This is a genomic window from Citrobacter sp. R56 (genome assembly GCF_016811995.1).
Classification (GTDB): domain Bacteria; phylum Pseudomonadota; class Gammaproteobacteria; order Enterobacterales; family Enterobacteriaceae; genus Citrobacter_D; species Citrobacter_D enshiensis.
Window position 1 is genome coordinate 992,900 of the sequence record NZ_CP069159.1, and the last position, 17,158, is coordinate 1,010,057.

A 17,158-nucleotide genomic window follows, 5' to 3' on the forward strand; every position below is an offset into this window, starting at 1 on the left:
TGATATGAAAATTTGGCTATCGGGTTTGGCGCTTCTGGCGGTGGCTACCACCGCGCAGGCTGAAAACTACCGCATCGTACAGTCGCCTGCGCAAAAGCTGGATATCTGGATCGACGACATTAAAGACAAAACGCCGCAGAGCTGGTGTAAGTCAGAGGTGGCGTTGCGTATTGTGGCGAACGGCAATAAAGAGGTCGCTATCCTCGAAAACTTTGTCCCTCGTCTTGGCGCGTTGCTGAAAAACCAGTGCGGCAAGCTGGATAAGCTGACGTGGAAACTGAACGATCCCGCAGGCGTCACGCTGGCGCGGGGCACGGCAAGCAAGGCGCAGGACTGGGCATTGGTGGTCAAACAAGAGAAGACGACCCCCGCCCGCGTCGAACTCGTGCCGCCTGAGCTAAACCCGGAATCGAACTCGGTTGCCGCAGACCGCACGCCGTGGCAGGAATTTACGCTACAGGATGGCTGTCATCTGCGTACTTTCTGGCAGGGCGGTACCTCTGCGCCAGCGCTGTTTATTCCGGACTCGGACACCACCCGTTGTGAAAACGGCAGCTGGCTGAGTGGTCATACGGTCATCTCTCAGACCCGTAACGGGGCTAAAAAAGAGATGCCCGTTACCTGGATCCACGGTTTCCCGGTGATGGGATTGAGTGAGAAGGTCGATCCGGAAAAGGCGCTGATCACCTCCGTTAATAAAGAACGCATGGTGTTCAGCACCCAAAACAGCAACCAGAGCTGGATGCTTCTGCCTTACGACCCGGCGCTGGGCGGCTGGAAGATAGACGGCACGGTGGCGGTAGAAATTTCCCGCGAGATGGCCAGCGACGATGCGAAGCTGCAGGCGCGTATTAAAGCGGTCAGGCAGACCTGGAGTCCGTGGCTTGCCCCAGGGACTTCTCTCAATATTGTCCTGATCGACACGCTGCGCCCTCAACTGCGCGATCCCGCAATTGGCACCTGGCGCGCGGCGAATTAAGGAGCGGCTATGAATACGCTTTATCAACATCTGGCGGGCGAGTCGCTTAATGACGCACTGCTACGCCTTGAATCACAGATCAAAGCCCGACCCGCAGACGCCGACCTGCGAGCCGCCTTCGTGCAGTTTTTAACGCTAAGCGGAAACTGGGCGCGCGCATTGACCCAGCTTAAGAGCTGGCTGGCGCTGAAGCCTCAGGCGAAACCCATCGTGACGCTGCTTGAACAGTCCATTCAGGGCGAACAGCAGCGTGCGCAGGTACTGGCAGGTATGGCCGCTCCCGCAATGCCACACGCACAGTGGCCGTGGCTGACCACGCTCGCCGCCGCGCTCACGGAAAGCGGCGAACACGCCCACGCGCTACGTCTGACGGCGCTGGAACAGGCACAGGCGAGCGCGGGTCAGCTTGCGTTCGACAATGAAGAGATGCAGGACTTCGAATGGCTGATGGACGGCGATGCCCGGTTGGGTCCCGTGTGCGAAACCATCGTCAACGGCCGCTATTTCTGGCTACCGTTTAGCGCCATTGCGAAGATCCAATTTCAGGCGCCCGCCAGCGTCACGGATCTGGTCTGGCGCCACGCGCTGGTATGCCTGACCGACGGCAGCGAACAGGTCTGCCAGATCCCTGCGCGTTATCCTTTTGCCAATGAGGCGGCAGACGCCGTCAAGCTGGCACGCACCACCGAATGGCGACCGCTGGATAACGACGGCCTGCTTTATCTGGGGCAGGGGCAGAAAGCCTGGCTGAGCGAGCAAAGCGAAAATCCGCTGCTTTCGCTGAGCCTCGTGACGTTTGCCCCGGACGCGGCAAATGAGTAATCCCGCAGGTGAAGGCGATCTGCTGCGTAGCGGCTGGCGTGCCCGTAGCGGGCAGGAAAACGTCGGCGCGCGCGACAAAATGCAGCCCTCGCTGTTGGATCGCCTGACGGATAACGCGCCGGAGCAAAAACGCGAGTCGGCCAACAGCAACCTGATTACCCATGCCGCGCTGCGTCGCCATGTGCTACGGGATTTGCAGTGGCTGTTTAACACCATCAATCACGACTCGTCATACAACCTGAGCGCGTTGCCGCAGGTGAGTCGTTCCGTCGTGAACTTTGGCGTCGCCCCGCTGGCGGGCAAGCGGATGTCGGATATTGAATGGCACGATATCCAGCGCAAGCTGACAGAAGCCATCATTCACTTCGAGCCGCGTATTTTGCCCCAGGGGCTACAGGTGCGCTGTGTCTCTGACACCTCCTCGCTGGATCTGCATAACGTTTTATCGATCGAGATAAAAGGGCGACTGTGGTGTGTGCCGTATCCGCTGGAGTTTCTGTTTCGCACAGATGTCGATCTGGAAAACGGCCATTTTGAACTCAAAGACGCGGGGTAATCATGGAAAGTAAACTGCTCGAGTATTACAACCGCGAACTGGCCTACCTGCGCGAGATGGGGGCGGAGTTTGCCGAACGTTACCCGAAAGTCGCGGGTCGGTTGGGCATGCGCGGCATTGACGTGGCGGACCCTTACATCGAGCGGCTGATGGAAGGCTTCGCCTTTCTGACCTCGCGCGTGCAACTGAAAATGGACGCGGAATTTCCACGCTTTTCCCAGCGTATGCTGGAGATGATCGCGCCGAATTACCTGGCCCCCACGCCGTCAATGGCGATTGCAGAGCTACAGCCCGACAGCAGTCGTGGCGATCTGAGCAACGGTTTTCTGGTTCCACGCGGCACCATGATGGATAGCCTGGCGCTGAAAAAAAACGGCGTAACGTGCAGCTATACCACCGCCCATGAGGTCAATCTGCTGCCGCTGAAAATAGAGAAAGTGGCGCTGGGCGGTATTCCCGCCGATCTGCCGCTGGCGCAACTTGGCCTGAGCCAGCGCGGTGCCTGTAGCGCATTGCGTATTCGCATCGCCTGCGATGGCCCGCAAAACCTCGGACACCTCGATTTTGACCGACTGGCGTTTTTCCTCAGCGGCCCGGACATTGAGGCGCTGAAGCTGCTGGAACTGGTGATGGAGCATCATGTCGGCATCGTCTGCCAGACCCTGAGTGAGCAGCCATTGCGCCAGGTACTCCCGCCAGACGGCCTGCGCCAGGAAGGCTTTGAGCCGGAACAGGCGCTGCTCCCGGACGATCTGCGCAACTTTGACGGGTATCGCCTATTGCAGGAGTATTTCGCGTTTCCGGCGCGTTTCCGGTTCATTAGCCTGAGCGGGATAGGCAAGCTGATTCAACGCTGCGAAAGCGAAAAAGCCTTTGATATTTTCATTCTGCTGGGGAAAACCGATGAGCAACTGGAGCGGGTGGTTGATGCCAGCCATCTGGCTATGCACTGCACCCCGGTCATCAACCTGTTCCCCAAAGTGGCAGCGCGCCAGAAGCTCAGCGAAGGCCAGCACGAATACCATCTGGTGGTGGATAACATCCGCCCGCTGGATTATGAAATCTACGCGGTAAAGGCGATTTACGGCAGCGCCGACGGTCAGCGTGACGACCAGACGTTTCGTCCGTTCTGGAGCACCTGGAGCCAGGACGCGGGCAACTACGGCGCCTATTTTTCCCTGCGCCGCGAACAGCGCGTACTCTCTGAGCATGCCCTGCGCTACGGCACGCGTACCGGCTATGTCGGCTCTGAAGTGTTTGTCTCGCTGGTGGACGAGCGGCACGCGCCGTGGCAGGACGCCCTGCGCTATATCTCCGCTGACGTCCTGTGCACCAGCCGCGATTTACCCCTGATGCTGCAGCAGGAGCTGGGGCAATTCATCATGGCTGACTCCATGCCGGTCAAATCCCTGAACCTGCGAAACGGTCCGACGCCGCCGCGCCCGGCGCTGGCGGAAGGGTTTAGCACCTGGCGACTCATCAGCCAGCTACAGATGAACTACCTCAGCCTGATGGACAGCGAAAACGAAGAGGGCGCGGCGGCGCTGCGTCAGCTGTTAGGTCTTTATGCAAACCTGGCGGAAACGCCGGTTGCGCGCCAGGTGGACGGTGTTCGCCACTGCGTGCTGGAGCCGGTACACCGTCGCGTGCCGGAACCCGGCCCGGTGGTGTTCGCCCGCGGGATCGGCATTACGCTGACGGTGGACGAACGCGCCTTTTCCGGGGCCAGTCCGTGGCTTTTCGGCAGCGTGCTGGAGCGCCTGTTTGCCCGCCTGGTCTCCATCAACAGCTTCACGGAGTTCACTCTGAAAAGCCAGCAGCGCGGTGAGATTGGTTACTGGGCGCCGCGAATGGGGAAAAGGGCGCTGATATGAGCGATGTGATCCCCGCACCGCTGCGCGTGCATCGTCTGACGCCGCTGCCGGAGGCGTTCTGGCGCGACGTCAGGGAGACACCGTGGCGCTACGATCTGTTTCAACTGTTACGCCGTATTGATGCGCAGGGTGGAGAACGTTACCCGCTGGGACGTGCGCCGCTGCCCAAATTTGAGCCGTTACGTATTGGTCAGCAGCCGTCAATGGGGTTTGCGCCCTCGACGGTCGCGCACGTGCGCCAGCGCGAAGATCAAGGCCTGCATGAGGTCTCGATCCTGAGCTTCGGCCTGTTTGGCCCCAACGGGCCGCTGCCGGTTCATATGACGGAATATGCCCGTGAGCGTATTCATCATCATCAGGACGATAGCCTTAGCGCATTTGCCGACCTGTTTCACCACCGCCTGACGCTGCTGTTTTATCGCGCCTGGGCGGATGCGCAGCCTGCCGTCTCGCTCGACCGCGCCGACAACAGACGCTTTGAGGGCTATCTGGCTTCGCTGATCGGTATGGGGCAGCCCGGCCAGATGGAAAAAGGCAGCCTCAGTCCGCACGCCCGCTTTACCCACGCCGGGCACCTGACCCGCCACGGACGCGATCCGGAAGGGCTGGAGAAAATCCTGCGCGACTATTTCAAGGTTCCGGTGAAGCTGGTCAGCAATGTGCCGCAGTGGATGCCGCTTACCCGGCGTGAACAGGCGCAACTGGGCGAAGGGCGTCGCCTGCCGCGCATGGGCGAGTCTGCATTTCTCGGGATTGCGGTACGCGACGTGCAGCACAAGTTTCGTCTCGAGATAGGTCCACTGAGCGCACAAGAGTACAACCACTTCCTGCCCGGTACGGCCCAGGTGACGGCATTGCGCGACTGGGTTCGCCAGTACGCTGGCCTGGAATATGAATGGGAAACGCGCGTGATACTGCGTGCTGAGGCGGTGCAGGGTGCCACCCTCGGTCGCGACGGGCGGTTAGGCTACAACACCTGGCTGGGTATTCAGCCTGAGCCCATACCGCGTGGCGATCTGCTCTATCCCGCAAAGCGGTAGTTTCTTCTACAACATTGTTATCAACGGAACCGAACATGTCAGAAATCAGCCGTGCCGTTCTTTTCGGCAAACTGGACACGCTGTTATTTACCTCTCTGGAAAGCGCTACCGCGTTCTGCAAGCTGCGCGGCAACCCTTACGTTGAGCTGGTGCACTGGCTGCATCAACTGATGCAACAGCAGGATGGCGATTTGCAGCAGGTGATCCGCCACTTTTCACTCGATGAACAACAGCTGACGCGGGATATTGTCGCCGCGCTGGATGCGCTGCCGCGCGGGGCAAGCTCGGTCTCTGATCTCTCCGAGCATATCGATAGCGCCGTTGAACGCGCCTGGGTGTATGGCTCGTTGAAATTCGGCGTCAGCCGTATTCGTGGTGGGCATCTGCTGATCGGCATACTGAAAACCTGGAATCTGGCGAACGTGCTGAAGAGCATCTCTGCCCAGTTTGGCCGTCTCAACGTTGAGGTGTTGATCGCGCAGTTCGACACTATTTGTGCGCAGAGTAAAGAGGCGCAACAGGCGGCGGCCGCTATTGATGCGCCAGCTGGTACGGTGCCTGCCGCCCAGGGGACCCTGGCCCAGTATGGGCAGGATCTGACGTCGCGGGCCAGGGAAGGCAAAATCGACCCGGTGGTTGGGCGTGATGAAGAGATCCGCCAGATGGTCGATATTTTAATGCGCCGCCGGCAGAACAATCCGCTACTGACCGGGGAAGCCGGGGTCGGTAAAACGGCGGTGGTCGAAGGGCTGGCGCGGCGTATCGCCGAAGGCGACGTGCCGGAGCCGTTGCAAAACATCCAGCTGTGGCTGCTGGATATCGGCATGCTGCAGGCGGGGGCAGGGATGAAAGGCGAATTTGAAGCCCGACTCCAGGCATTGATCAATGAAGTGCAGTCGAGCGCGACGCCGATCATCCTATTTATCGATGAGATCCACACCCTGATTGGCGCCGGCGGGCAGCAGGGAACCGGCGACGCCGCTAACCTGCTGAAACCTGCGCTGGCGCGTGGGCAACTGCGCACCATTGGCGCCACCACCTGGGCGGAATACAAAAAGTACATTGAGAAAGATCCGGCGCTGACCCGCCGCTTCCAGACGGTGCAGGTGCACGAGCCGGACGAGGCGAAAGCCGTCCTGATGCTGCGCAGTACCGTGTCGCCGCTGGAGACCCATCATCAGGTATTACTTCTTGATGAAGCGGTCAGCGCAGCGGTGAAGCTCTCACACCGCTACATTCCGGCGCGTCAGTTGCCGGATAAAGCGGTCGCCCTGCTCGATACCGCCTGCGCCCGCGTGGCGGTCAGCCAGAGCGCGCCGCCGCCTCAGCTTGAAGACTGCCTGCGACACCTTGCCGCACTGGAGGTGGAAATGGAGATTGCAGCGCGCGAAGCGCGCGTCGGCGCGGGCGAGCCTGAACGCGTCGCCGCGTTAAAAGCGGCGCGCGATGACTACGAAGCGCAGCGCGACGTTCTGACCCGTCGCTGGCATGAAGAACGCAGCCTGGTCAGCGAGATCGTTGGCCTGCGCGCCGCGTTATTTGCCGCCGGGGATGGCGAGACGACTGAACTGCGCAGCCAGCTTGCCCAGCAGCAGCAGGCGCTGAAAACGTTACAGGGCGATGCGCCGCTGCTGTTCGCGGCGGTGGATGAAAACGTGGTAGCGGCGGTGGTGTCTGACTGGACCGGCATCCCGCTTGGCCGGATGGTGAAAAATGAAATCGACGCGGTGCTGAACCTGGCCGACACGCTGAATCAGCGGGTGATTGGACAGCGCCACGGTCTTGACCTGATTGCCCGTCGCGTCAAAACCTCGCGGGCGAAGCTTGACGATCCGAACAAACCGGTCGGCGTATTTATGCTCTGCGGCCCGTCCGGCGTGGGGAAAACGGAAACCGCGCTGGCACTGGCGGAGTCGCTGTATGGCGGTGAACAGAATGTCATCACCATCAACATGAGCGAATTCCAGGAGGCGCACACCGTCTCTACCTTAAAAGGTGCGCCTCCGGGTTATGTGGGTTATGGCGAAGGCGGCGTGTTAACCGAAGCCGTACGCCGTCGTCCTTACAGCGTCGTGCTGCTGGATGAAATTGAAAAAGCGCATCCGGACGTGCATGAGATTTTCTTCCAGGTCTTCGACAAGGGCTGGATGGAAGACGGCGAAGGGCGACACATCGATTTTCGCAACACCATAATTATTCTCACTTCCAACGTCGGCACCGATCTGATAGGCGCCATGTGCGCCGATCCCGAACTGATGCCGGAGCCGGACGCGCTCGGCGCTGCACTGCGCCAGCCGCTGCTGCAGGTGTTTCCGCCTGCGCTGCTGGGACGTCTGCTGGTGGTGCCGTATTACCCGCTCAGCGACGAGATGCTGGGGCAGATTGTTCGCCTGCAACTTCGACGCATCCAGCGTCGCCTCGAAGAGAATCACACTATCCTCTCGACGTTTGACGACAGCGTCGTGGAACAGATTGTTCAGCGCTGTACCGAGGTGGAGTCCGGCGGACGTATGGTGGACGCTATTTTGACCAACACCTTACTGCCCCAGATGAGCCAGATTTTACTTACCGCCAGCCGCAGCGACGCGCAGTACCGACGTTTGCACGTCGCCTGTGAGCACGGCGAGTTTCACTGTCAGTTTGCCGCGTAACGCAATCATCAAGAGAACTGTTAAAGATGACGGATAATGATAACAATCGGACTGTCCCCAATGCGCTCCCTGTCGGGTACCGTTTCAATGAGTTTGAAATTAAAGAAGTAATTGGCGGTGGGGGATTCGGCATCGTTTATCGCGCCTGGGACCATCAGCTCGAACGCACTATTGCGATCAAAGAGTTTATGCCCGCCTCCCTGGCGTTGCGCGGCGATGATATGACGCTGGTGCTGCGCAGCGAGCGATTTAGCAAAGCGTTTTCTGCGGGCCTGAACAGCTTTATTCAGGAAGCCCGTTTGCTGGCGCGCTTCAATCATCCCAACTTGCTGCACGTGCTGCGATTCTGGGTGCAGAACGACACCGCGTATATGGGCACGCTGTTCTACAGCGGCACCACGCTCTCGCGCTTGCGCGAGGAGAAGCCGGAGCAGATTAACGAAGCCTGGATCCGTCGCATGCTGCCGATGCTGTTTGGGGCGATCAAGACTATCCACGACGAGGGCTATCTTCACCGTGATATCTCGCTGGATAACATTCAGATCCAGGAGAACGGTCTGCCGGTGCTGCTCGATTTTGGCTCGGCGCGCCGCACCATTGGCAATCTCTCCGACGAGACGGAAACCATGTTGCGCCCCGGTTTTGCGCCGATCGAGCAGTACACCGACGATAACGAAAGCGAGCAGGGGCCGTGGACCGATATTTACGCTCTCGGCGCCGTCTTGCGCACCCTGATCGTGGGCTCACCGCCGCCGGTCAGCGTGGTGCGTTCGATTCAGGATACCTGTAAGCCGCTGGTGGAATTGCAGCCACAGGGATACTCGCTGTCGCTGTTGCAGGCTATTGACCGCGCGCTGGCGCTGCGCATGGAAGACAGACCGCAGTCTATCGATGAATTTGCCGCGCTTATTGAGATGCCGGTCGCGGGTATCGATGATGTGCTGAGCGCAAAAAAACCGGGCACCATGCTGGTGCCGGTCGAAGAGAAAAGCGTATCGACCACGGCGTTTGACTGGCGACGTTACAGGATCCCGGTGATTGGCGCCGCAGGCGTACTCGTGGGGATTGTGACGGGGGCGATGCTGTTTAGCGGCGGTCACGAGACGGAAAATCAGACCGCGGAAGTCCGTCCGGCTGAAACGCCGACAGCGACCGCCACCAGCGAACCGGTCGCGGCTCAGCAAACCACCACCGCGCAGGTTCAGCCGCCTGCCACTGCGGACTCCAGTTCGTCGCCAGTAGTAGAAGCCAGCCCTGTCGCGTTGATCTATATCCGTATGCTGGAGGGGGAAAACCTGCGGGTAAACGGCGAGCGTAAAGCGCTGCGTCCGGCAACGAACGGCTATGCCTCTCTCAAACTCCCGGCAGGACAATTCACAATTGAATTGCAGGGAAGCGGTAAGACGCGGGCCCAAATCCTCGACATCGCGAAACCTGGCACCTGGCTGGTGAACCCGTAAACGAAGCTGGTTACAGGACGGAGCGCATGTACAACATCAAATTTATCTACCTTTTTAACGAGAATGTATCGCCCGCGTTATTTGCAAAAATCATCCGCCCGTCCGTTGCCGGACAGTGGATTATGTCGGTACCGGATAATTCGTTACGCTCGCTGTTCACGCGCTACGATCTCCTCCACTCAATAACCGGGGCGAATCCGTATCAGTCGGGGCGAAATACCCGCACGCTGATCGTGCAGGATTTAGACATGGGCAGGGTCGTCGCGATTGATGAAAGTCATCGTAACTGGTCGTCGGTGACGGAAGTTTTTTATATCAATGAAAAAGGCAGGCTTCAGCCTGCCTCGCTCACCGGACTGGGCTGGTATCCGGTGAGCACTATCGTCGACCGATACGAAACCATGGTGAGAACCTATGGTTCCCGCCCTGAGCCTACGGTGCTGCCAACGCAGGTCGTGAAAGCCAAAACGGCGCAGGTGCCGGACCAACCGACGCCGGGCAAAGAGGGCAAAACCTATGCCGCACAGTTGCAGGAGATGACGAAGGCACAACGCTGGCAGGCGCGTAAGGATCTTATCGCTAAGGGCAGTAATAGCCTGTACCCGGATGCGCAAATCGCGGCTAAACGGCTGGCGGCCAATAATATCGCCGTGGAAAAAGCGAAGCTCGCGGGGAATGTTTACAAGACCGTTAATCCGTTAGAAGCGACGCCGAACGTGCCGGAAGGGTGGAAAGATATTAGTAATGACAGTGCGTTACTGAATAAATTTGGTCTTAAAAGCAAAATGCTTTACGACAATGAAACGTCACCGGATTTTCTGGCGCGTGTCTATCAGCCTGATCCTGACGTCTTTGGCAATGATATGAATCCTACGCTGGTGTTCAGGGGATCACGAGAACCCGGACTTGCGTCATTAAAAGACAACGTCTCTTCGCTATTGAGCAAAGGGGAATTGGCTCCGGTTAAAAACGGCGCTGACTGGGCAAACAATGGCGCACAGGGCATGGGGATGGAGTCTGCCTATTATCGAAATGCAGTAGGCATGGGGAATATTTTGGCGAGCTCGGGCCAAAACATCGATATCGCCGGACATTCGCTCGGCGGCGGGCTCGCATCTGCAACGTCAATGGCCAGTGGTAAAGCGGGTTGGACATTCAACGCTGCGGGGCTTAACAGTGACACGGTTGAACAATATGGCGGGAGTGTGCTGGGAAGCACGGACAATATTCAGGCCTACCGTGTTGAAGGTGAACTGCTGACCAAAATTCAGGAAGTGAATCTTTGGGAAGATTTAAAAACGGTGAAGGGACATGTACCGGCATTAATTCTCAAAGAAGAGATCTCTGCCCTCAGCCCTAACGCGGCCGGGATTGCACACGATCTTCCGGGCGGGACCGGAAGCGCACTGGACCGCCATGGGATCGATCAGGCAATTAACTGTATCGAGCAGCAGAAGGACGAGGACATCTCAATCATCAGGAGTCGCTTGTGAAAACGTTTTTAGTAGGCTGCTTCGCACTGTGTTTTACGTTCATGATTCAGGGGTGTAAACAAGATATGGATTTAAATCCGCAGGATTACTTTAGCGGCCAGCAACTCACATTAGCCAATGCGATTGAACACGGTGACGTCGATGACGTTGTTAAACTGGCTTCAGAAATTGATTTAAACAAACCCGGGAAAGAGGATATGACGCTCCTGTTCTGGGCCATCATGAATGCGATCTACGATAAGAAAACGCCCACACAATTAAAGATGATGACCGTACTGGTTAAGGCAGGTGCCGATCCGCTCCAGCCGCGCCCAGCGGGAAAAAGCAGTCCGGCGGAATACGTTTTAAAAGCTGACAGCGGTGACTGGATTAAGGCGTTGCTTGACGGCGGTTTATCGCCAGATGCGAAAGATAAAACGTATAAAGAGCCCATCATTTTTGAAACGATCAAGGCCAAAAATACCGAGACTCTGGCGGCGATGCTCGATATGGGAGCCAATATCAATATCACTGACTCGTTAGGTAATACGCTTCTCATTGAGGCGCTAAATTTTGGCAAATACGATCATGTGTTGTTATTGCTTGAACGCGGAGCCGATGCTGAGATTCGAGGCCACGGTGGCTTGACGATGGGAAGCCTGCTTCAACGCCTGCTGGATAGCGCAAAAGAAGGTAGCGAACAATATCAAACGCTGACCAAAATAAAAGAGACGCTGATCCAGCGTGGAGGGAAATGGCCGCCTGAGTCAGTGAAATAATATGAAGCTAAAAACGAAAGTTTTTTATTTTTGGGGAGGCATGGATGCGCTGGCTATTTTGATATATTGCGTTCATGTGCTGTGGCAAGGTGGGATCCCGCTAATTTCAGATATTTTGTCTTTCAGTCGTATAAGTGATACTGGGACCGTTACAGGAAACGGTATCTACAACACCATTGTTACACTGCTTTTTGCTCTTGATGTGATCTTATTCGTATCACTGTTCATTTCTGCCTGGCTTTTTTTTACACAAAACCGTTATGCAGTCCGGTTTGCATTTATTCAAGAAGTGCTTCGTTTTACTTCACTTCGATGTTCGATTTCGGTCTTTCCATTAATGGCGGGATTGTCAGAACCTGCAAGTATGTTTTTTAATATTTTTTTGTTCGCTACATCTGAAGTTGTGAAAATTTATTCCCTTATATATGTGATTAAATCAAATAAATGAATTTTATATTTTGTAGTGAAGGCGTTGTTAAGGCCGGGAGAATGGTTTTTTGTTTGGTGATTAATGAATTGTGGAGGTGGTGGAATGAAGTGGATGGGCTTTTCTCTATTTGTTGCAATCACTTTAATTTATATCTGGAATGGGAAGGACCACTTTACAAAAAAAGAGTGGTACGCTTTTTTGATAAAATTTATCGCGGTGCTGATTGGCACGTTTGTACTGGTATTTTTCCTGGTGGGAATAACAAAACATATCCCTTTAATAACTAAGGATACCGGGCGGTTGATAATCGCAATTATACCCACTTCATTTATGGCAATATTATTTTCTAAGTTTTCTGTTGTTATGCTTTGTACTATATTTGATACAGTCATGTGTTTTCATAAAAACTATAATACTGCTAAAAACTATTCGGTTTTATTATCGCTGGTTAATAGGTACGGCCCTGGTTTACTGTTGTTGGTAAAATGTCTGGGATCGTTTGGCTGTATACTTGTGTTCTATGGGATCTGGTTTGCCACCAGGGTCTGAGTTAAAACGGTTTTATGAAAACGGATGTTAACTTATTCCCCATAGAGGCTAGCCGCATTTACCAAATGCAGATTATATAGTTATTACAAACGGCGTAAGGCGTAAAAATAACCTTCCGCATGAGCAAAACCCAGGGACATAAATAGATAAAAAGCAAAAAAGATATTGTAAATAATTGGGCGATAACAGGCGAATGCCTTGAATGACATTGTCAGAAATCACCTCCTCGTTATCACTCTCTCTCAGCATAAAACAATTACGGAATAAACATTATGCTTAACCGAATTACCGTCCAGCTCCCGGTTGAGGGGCTGCTGTTCTGGAAACTGTCCGGCCGCGAGGCGATGTCTGAATCGTTTGCCCTGACGCTGACACTGCTTGGCACGGACGCGCGCATTGACCGCAGTAAACTGCTTGGACAACCAGTGACGGTGACACTCCCAACGCAGAGCCTGCTCACGCCGCGCTACATCAACGGCAAGGTGACGCGGGTGGCGGTCAGCGCCGTGGAGCTGACGGGAACCCGCTACGCGGTCTACCAGCTGACGGTGGAGCCGGATCTGTGGCCGATGAAGCGTGACCGTAACCTGCGTATCTTCCAGGGCCAGACGGTACCGCAGATTGTTAAGACGCTGCTGGGGGAACATCAGGTCAATGTAGAAGATAAACTGACCGGCAGCTATCGGGTATGGGACTACTGCGTGCAGTATCAGGAGTCGAGTCTGGACTTTATCAGCCGCCTGATGGAGCTGGAGGGGATTGCTTTCCACTTCCGCCACGAGGCGGACAAACACACCCTGGTGCTCACCGACGCTGCGACGCAACATCTGCCGTTCAGTGGTTATGAGATTATTCCCTACCATCAGACGCCGTCGGGTGGCAGCACAGACGAAGAAGGTATCAGCCAGTGGGCGCTGGAGGACAGCGTGACGCCGGGGATTTACAGCCTGGACGACTACGACTTCCGCAAACCGAACGCGTGGCTGTTCCAGGCGCAGCAGAACCCGGCCTCACCCCAGCCTGGCAGCATTGACGTGTACGACTGGCCGGGGCGTTTTGTGGATCACGGTCACGCCGAGTTCTACGCCCGTATCCGTCAGGAGCGCTGGCAGGTGGAACACCAGCAGATACAGGCCACGGCGACGGCCGCTGGCATCGCGCCTGGGCACACGTTTACCCTGAGCAACGCGCCGTTTTTCAGTGATAACGGTGAGTATCTGACCACGGCGGCGAGTTACCACTTTGAAGAGAACCGCTACGCGAGCGGAGAGGGGGAAACTATTCACCGCACCGACTTCACCGTTATCCCGTCGTCGGTGGCGTATCGACCGGCGCAGACCACGGCGTGGCCGCGCACCTATGGCCCGCAGACGGCAAAGGTGGTGGGGCCACAGGGGGAGAGTATCTGGACGGACAAATACGGCCGGGTGAAGGTGAAATTCCACTGGGACCGCCTCGCGAAAGGCGATGACACCAGTTCCTGCTGGGTGCGAGTCTCCAGCGCCTGGGCGGGTCAGGGGTACGGTGGGGTACAAATTCCGCGTGTGGGTGATGAAGTGGTGGTGGACTTTATCAACGGCGATCCGGACCGCCCGATTATCACCGGTCGCGTGTACAACGAAGCGAGCATGCCGCCGTGGGCGCTACCGGCAGCAGCCACCCAGATGGGGTTCATGAGCCGGAGCAAGGACGGCGCGGCGGACAACGCCAACGCCTTGCGTTTTGAGGATAAGGCGGGTGAGGAACAGGTGTGGATCCAGGCCGAGCGTAATCTGGACATTAACGTTAAAAATGATGAATCCCATTCGACAGAAAAAAACCGTACCCAATATGTGGGGGAAAATGAAACCCTGCGGGTAGCCAAAGATCAGCAGGCAGGGATCAAAGGGGATATCATTTGTCTGGCAGGAAAAAGTCGAAGCGATAAAGCCGTGAACAACTATACGCTTTCTGCGGGCAATACCTTGCGGCTGGAGTGTGGTGAAAGCGCGATTGAATTATCGAAAGATGGCAGCGTTAATATTATCGGTAATAACTTCAATTTCACCGCGAAACAGCAGGCGCAAATTAATACGCTTTCTGGCGAACTGCATTTAAACCCGAACGGTGGCAGCAATGCTATCGATCCCCCAGGGGCTGCCCATCAGGCCGATCTCCAGCATGAAGTGGACAGTTTCTTTGTGTTTAATGCCAGTAAGTAAGAGTAACCGGAAAGGCTGATTATATTAAGAGACTGATAAGAACCTGATCCCTGCTCCTGGCGGAGATGGTATGATTAAAACGGGTCGTGTTACAGTTCTGATAGGAGATTAAAATGTATCAATAAGGAATAATGTGATGAATTTGTTTTTCTGTATTTTATTTTTAGTTCTGACCTTGGTACTTATCTGGAATGGGAACGATCGCTTCTCTAAAAAACAGTGGATTACTACGGGCTTAATGCTTGTCGTCGTACTGGCTGCAACTGTTATTGTTAGCTTTTCATTTAAATGGTTGGCGCAATCATTTTCAATTTTTTCAATTGTAATGGCTAAACATTATTCTGTTGTTTTTTCAATGTCATTTTTGTGCATTTGGGGTTTAAAAGTTGCAGTGGTTCTTCTTTGTACTATTTTTTCCGGGATTATGAAGGGGCATAAAACGTACAACCCTGAAAAATATGAACAAGTATCATCCCTGTCGGGGATCGTTGCACCAGGCTTACTTATCATAGTAAAAGGTTTAGTTTCCTTTGGTTGCGTTCTTATATTTTCAGGTCTATGGCTTAAGTAAGAGTGATGAGTGAGGTGATAACATGGATGTAGATAAAAATACAGTTTTCCTCAATGTGCAATAAAGTCTGTTGAGAAATAATGAATTTAGGAGAGCGGTCTATCACTGTACGGGATGAGTTATCACTGCTGTCGAAAAGATAAGAGTTTTTTATCAAATGTATATTTATACATTAATGACACCTGGTATTAAGTAGAACGGGATGGGATAATTATTACCTGGTGTGTTACTGTTTTAATTGGCGATTAGAGATTGCAAGGGGATAGCTACGTAATGAAATGGAAGTATTTACTCAGCATATAAATGATGGTCTGGACCAGCTTCCGGCTTATAGAGGAGAGACATTCCGCGGTATGAATAGTTTACCTTCAAATATTTTGGATGCTTATGTTCCAGGTAAAACGGTTATCGATCCCGCCTTTGTTAGTACTGATATTAACCAAGGGTTCAGCGGACCTATCCAAATGCGCATTGAAGGTATTTCGGGTAGGAAAATTGATTTCTTATCAGAATTTAATGCAACCGAAACTGAAGTGCTCTTTAAGCCGAATACTACATTTGATGTTATCAACAGGTCAGATGAATTTGGGATAACAAATATAGAATTAAGGGAAATACCATGATCGATCTTCATACTGAAGATTCAGTGATTAATCATTATGCCGATCGCTACCGTAACTTTATGCCAGTAAATGTCCGTAAGGGTATACGGGGTAATGGTGTCGATGATGCTACTTCATTTCAGGCATGGGATGAAACATTACCTTTAATCACAACTGAAGCTATTTCACGTGATAAAGCGATTGGGGCATTAGTGGGTCTGGCTGTTGGGGATGCTGTTGGGACTACCCTCGAATTTAAACAAAGGGATAGCGAATATATAAATGATATGCTCGGCGGTGGACCTTTTCAATTAAAACCTGGTGAATGGACTGATGATACGTCAATGGCATTGTGCCTCGCGGAAACTTATCTTTCTGAAAATAGAATGCATACTGATGTTCTGAGAAAATTTCTCGTGAGATGGTATCAAACAGGCGAAAACAGCAGTAACGGGCGTTGTTTTGATATTGGGAATGCAACGCGTTTTGCTCTGGAACAGTATATTCGTATCGGACCATCCTGGTGCGGTAATACTGAGAAAAACACTGCTGGCAATGCGGGGGTTATTCGTCAAGCCCCGGTATCGATCTTTCGCAGAAAATCTTTGCGCGCGATTTATTTTGAATCTCAGGCACAGAGTCGGGCTACTCATGGTGCAGTTGAATCTATTAATTCGTGTCAGTTTCTGGGATTGATCTTGCATTACTTAATTAATGGTTATGAAAAAGAAAAGACTTTTTCGCCCCATGTTTTTCCTCTATGCGCACGTGTAATGATCATCAATGCGGGTGAATACAAGCATAAAACGCGCAACCAGATTCGCTCTAGTGGCTATGTTATTGATACCCTTGAAGCCGCAATGTGGGCCGTATGGAATACGGATAATTTCCGGGATGCGATTCTCCTGGCGGCCAATCTTGCCGATGATGCCGATAGCGTGGCGGCGACGGCGGGACAAATAGCCGGCGCGTTGTACGGTTATTCCGGTATTCCTCAGGAGTGGAAGGACAAACTTGTCCAACACGAACGTATTGCCAGAATGGCAGGTGAATTGTTTGACAGGGCACCTGAGGACACATTTTTATAATCATGTTTCAAACATGGCCCGGTTATTCTTCCGTGCCATGTAGTTAATATACCGAATGCCATTTTGCTTCGATAATTGAACGGT

Annotated in this window: 14 protein-coding genes; all 14 read left to right on the plus strand. The window is 54.1% G+C overall.

The annotated features are described in order from the left end of the window. Positions 1-4 precede the first annotated feature (4 nt). Positions 5-979, plus strand: coding sequence for a hypothetical protein (locus JM656_RS04690; RefSeq protein ID WP_203360218.1), 975 nt, complete (start codon positions 5-7; stop codon positions 977-979). A 9-nt stretch (positions 980-988) separates the two neighbouring features. Next, complete coding sequence (locus JM656_RS04695) at positions 989-1,801, plus strand: type VI secretion system accessory protein TagJ (protein WP_203360219.1); 813 nt, start codon at positions 989-991, stop codon at positions 1,799-1,801. Next, entirely contained in the window at positions 1,794-2,357 is a 564-nt protein-coding gene (gene tssE, locus JM656_RS04700) for a type VI secretion system baseplate subunit TssE (RefSeq protein WP_203360220.1), read from the plus strand. The genes JM656_RS04695 and tssE overlap by 8 nt, the downstream gene beginning before the upstream one ends. Before the next feature lie 2 nt (positions 2,358-2,359). Further along, a complete protein-coding gene (gene tssF, locus JM656_RS04705) occupies positions 2,360-4,231 on the plus strand; it encodes a type VI secretion system baseplate subunit TssF (RefSeq protein WP_203360221.1) in 1,872 nt (623 codons plus the stop codon). Beyond that, positions 4,228-5,271, plus strand: coding sequence for a type VI secretion system baseplate subunit TssG (tssG, locus tag JM656_RS04710; RefSeq protein WP_203360222.1), 1,044 nt, complete (start codon positions 4,228-4,230; stop codon positions 5,269-5,271). Before tssF ends, tssG begins: the two co-directional genes overlap by 4 nt. 35 nt (positions 5,272-5,306) lie before the next feature. Beyond that, a complete protein-coding gene (gene tssH / locus JM656_RS04715; RefSeq protein ID WP_203360223.1) occupies positions 5,307-7,922 on the plus strand; it encodes a type VI secretion system ATPase TssH in 2,616 nt (871 codons plus the stop codon). Between the two features lie 26 nt (positions 7,923-7,948). Next, positions 7,949-9,382: a serine/threonine-protein kinase gene (locus JM656_RS04720; RefSeq protein ID WP_203360224.1), complete on the plus strand. Its 1,434-nt coding sequence runs from the start codon at positions 7,949-7,951 to the stop codon at positions 9,380-9,382. A 26-nt stretch (positions 9,383-9,408) separates the two neighbouring features. Further along, positions 9,409-10,875: a phospholipase gene (locus JM656_RS04725; RefSeq protein WP_203360225.1), complete on the plus strand. Its 1,467-nt coding sequence runs from the start codon at positions 9,409-9,411 to the stop codon at positions 10,873-10,875. A gap of 41 nt (positions 10,876-10,916) precedes the next feature. Next, positions 10,917-11,633, plus strand: coding sequence for an ankyrin repeat domain-containing protein (locus tag JM656_RS04730; protein WP_203361220.1), 717 nt, complete (start codon positions 10,917-10,919; stop codon positions 11,631-11,633). A 1-nt stretch (position 11,634) separates the two neighbouring features. Next, on the plus strand, positions 11,635-12,081 hold the full coding sequence (locus JM656_RS04735) for a hypothetical protein (protein ID WP_203360226.1): 447 nt from the start codon (positions 11,635-11,637) through the stop codon (positions 12,079-12,081). 803 nt (positions 12,082-12,884) lie between these two features. After that, positions 12,885-14,813 carry a type VI secretion system Vgr family protein gene (locus JM656_RS04740; protein ID WP_203360227.1) on the plus strand — a complete coding sequence of 643 codons (1,929 nt, stop codon included), beginning with the start codon at positions 12,885-12,887 and terminating at the stop codon, positions 14,811-14,813. A 136-nt stretch (positions 14,814-14,949) separates the two neighbouring features. Beyond that, positions 14,950-15,384 carry a hypothetical protein gene (locus JM656_RS04745; protein WP_203360228.1) on the plus strand — a complete coding sequence of 145 codons (435 nt, stop codon included), beginning with the start codon at positions 14,950-14,952 and terminating at the stop codon, positions 15,382-15,384. A 278-nt stretch (positions 15,385-15,662) separates the two neighbouring features. Next, positions 15,663-16,007, plus strand: coding sequence for an ADP-ribosyltransferase (locus JM656_RS04750; RefSeq protein ID WP_203360229.1), 345 nt, complete (start codon positions 15,663-15,665; stop codon positions 16,005-16,007). Continuing rightward, positions 16,004-17,074: an ADP-ribosylarginine hydrolase Tri1 gene (gene tri1 / locus JM656_RS04755; protein WP_203360230.1), complete on the plus strand. Its 1,071-nt coding sequence runs from the start codon at positions 16,004-16,006 to the stop codon at positions 17,072-17,074. The genes JM656_RS04750 and tri1 overlap by 4 nt, the downstream gene beginning before the upstream one ends. Positions 17,075-17,158: the final 84 nt, after the last annotated feature.

Bases quoted from the DNA above. Each gene is read 5' to 3' on its own strand.
- JM656_RS04690 (WP_203360218.1), top strand. From the start codon at position 5: ATGAAAATTTGGCTATCGGGTTTGGCGCTTCTGGCGGTGGCTACCACC.
- JM656_RS04695 (WP_203360219.1), top strand. From the start codon at position 989: ATGAATACGCTTTATCAACATCTGGCGGGCGAGTCGCTTAATGACGCA.
- tssE (WP_203360220.1), top strand. From the start codon at position 1,794: ATGAGTAATCCCGCAGGTGAAGGCGATCTGCTGCGTAGCGGCTGGCGT.
- tssF (WP_203360221.1), top strand. From the start codon at position 2,360: ATGGAAAGTAAACTGCTCGAGTATTACAACCGCGAACTGGCCTACCTG.
- tssG (WP_203360222.1), top strand. From the start codon at position 4,228: ATGAGCGATGTGATCCCCGCACCGCTGCGCGTGCATCGTCTGACGCCG.
- tssH (WP_203360223.1), top strand. From the start codon at position 5,307: ATGTCAGAAATCAGCCGTGCCGTTCTTTTCGGCAAACTGGACACGCTG.
- JM656_RS04720 (WP_203360224.1), top strand. From the start codon at position 7,949: ATGACGGATAATGATAACAATCGGACTGTCCCCAATGCGCTCCCTGTC.
- JM656_RS04725 (WP_203360225.1), top strand. From the start codon at position 9,409: ATGTACAACATCAAATTTATCTACCTTTTTAACGAGAATGTATCGCCC.
- JM656_RS04730 (WP_203361220.1), top strand. From the start codon at position 10,917: ATGATTCAGGGGTGTAAACAAGATATGGATTTAAATCCGCAGGATTAC.
- JM656_RS04735 (WP_203360226.1), top strand. From the start codon at position 11,635: ATGAAGCTAAAAACGAAAGTTTTTTATTTTTGGGGAGGCATGGATGCG.
- JM656_RS04740 (WP_203360227.1), top strand. From the start codon at position 12,885: ATGCTTAACCGAATTACCGTCCAGCTCCCGGTTGAGGGGCTGCTGTTC.
- JM656_RS04745 (WP_203360228.1), top strand. From the start codon at position 14,950: ATGAATTTGTTTTTCTGTATTTTATTTTTAGTTCTGACCTTGGTACTT.
- JM656_RS04750 (WP_203360229.1), top strand. From the start codon at position 15,663: ATGGAAGTATTTACTCAGCATATAAATGATGGTCTGGACCAGCTTCCG.
- tri1 (WP_203360230.1), top strand. From the start codon at position 16,004: ATGATCGATCTTCATACTGAAGATTCAGTGATTAATCATTATGCCGAT.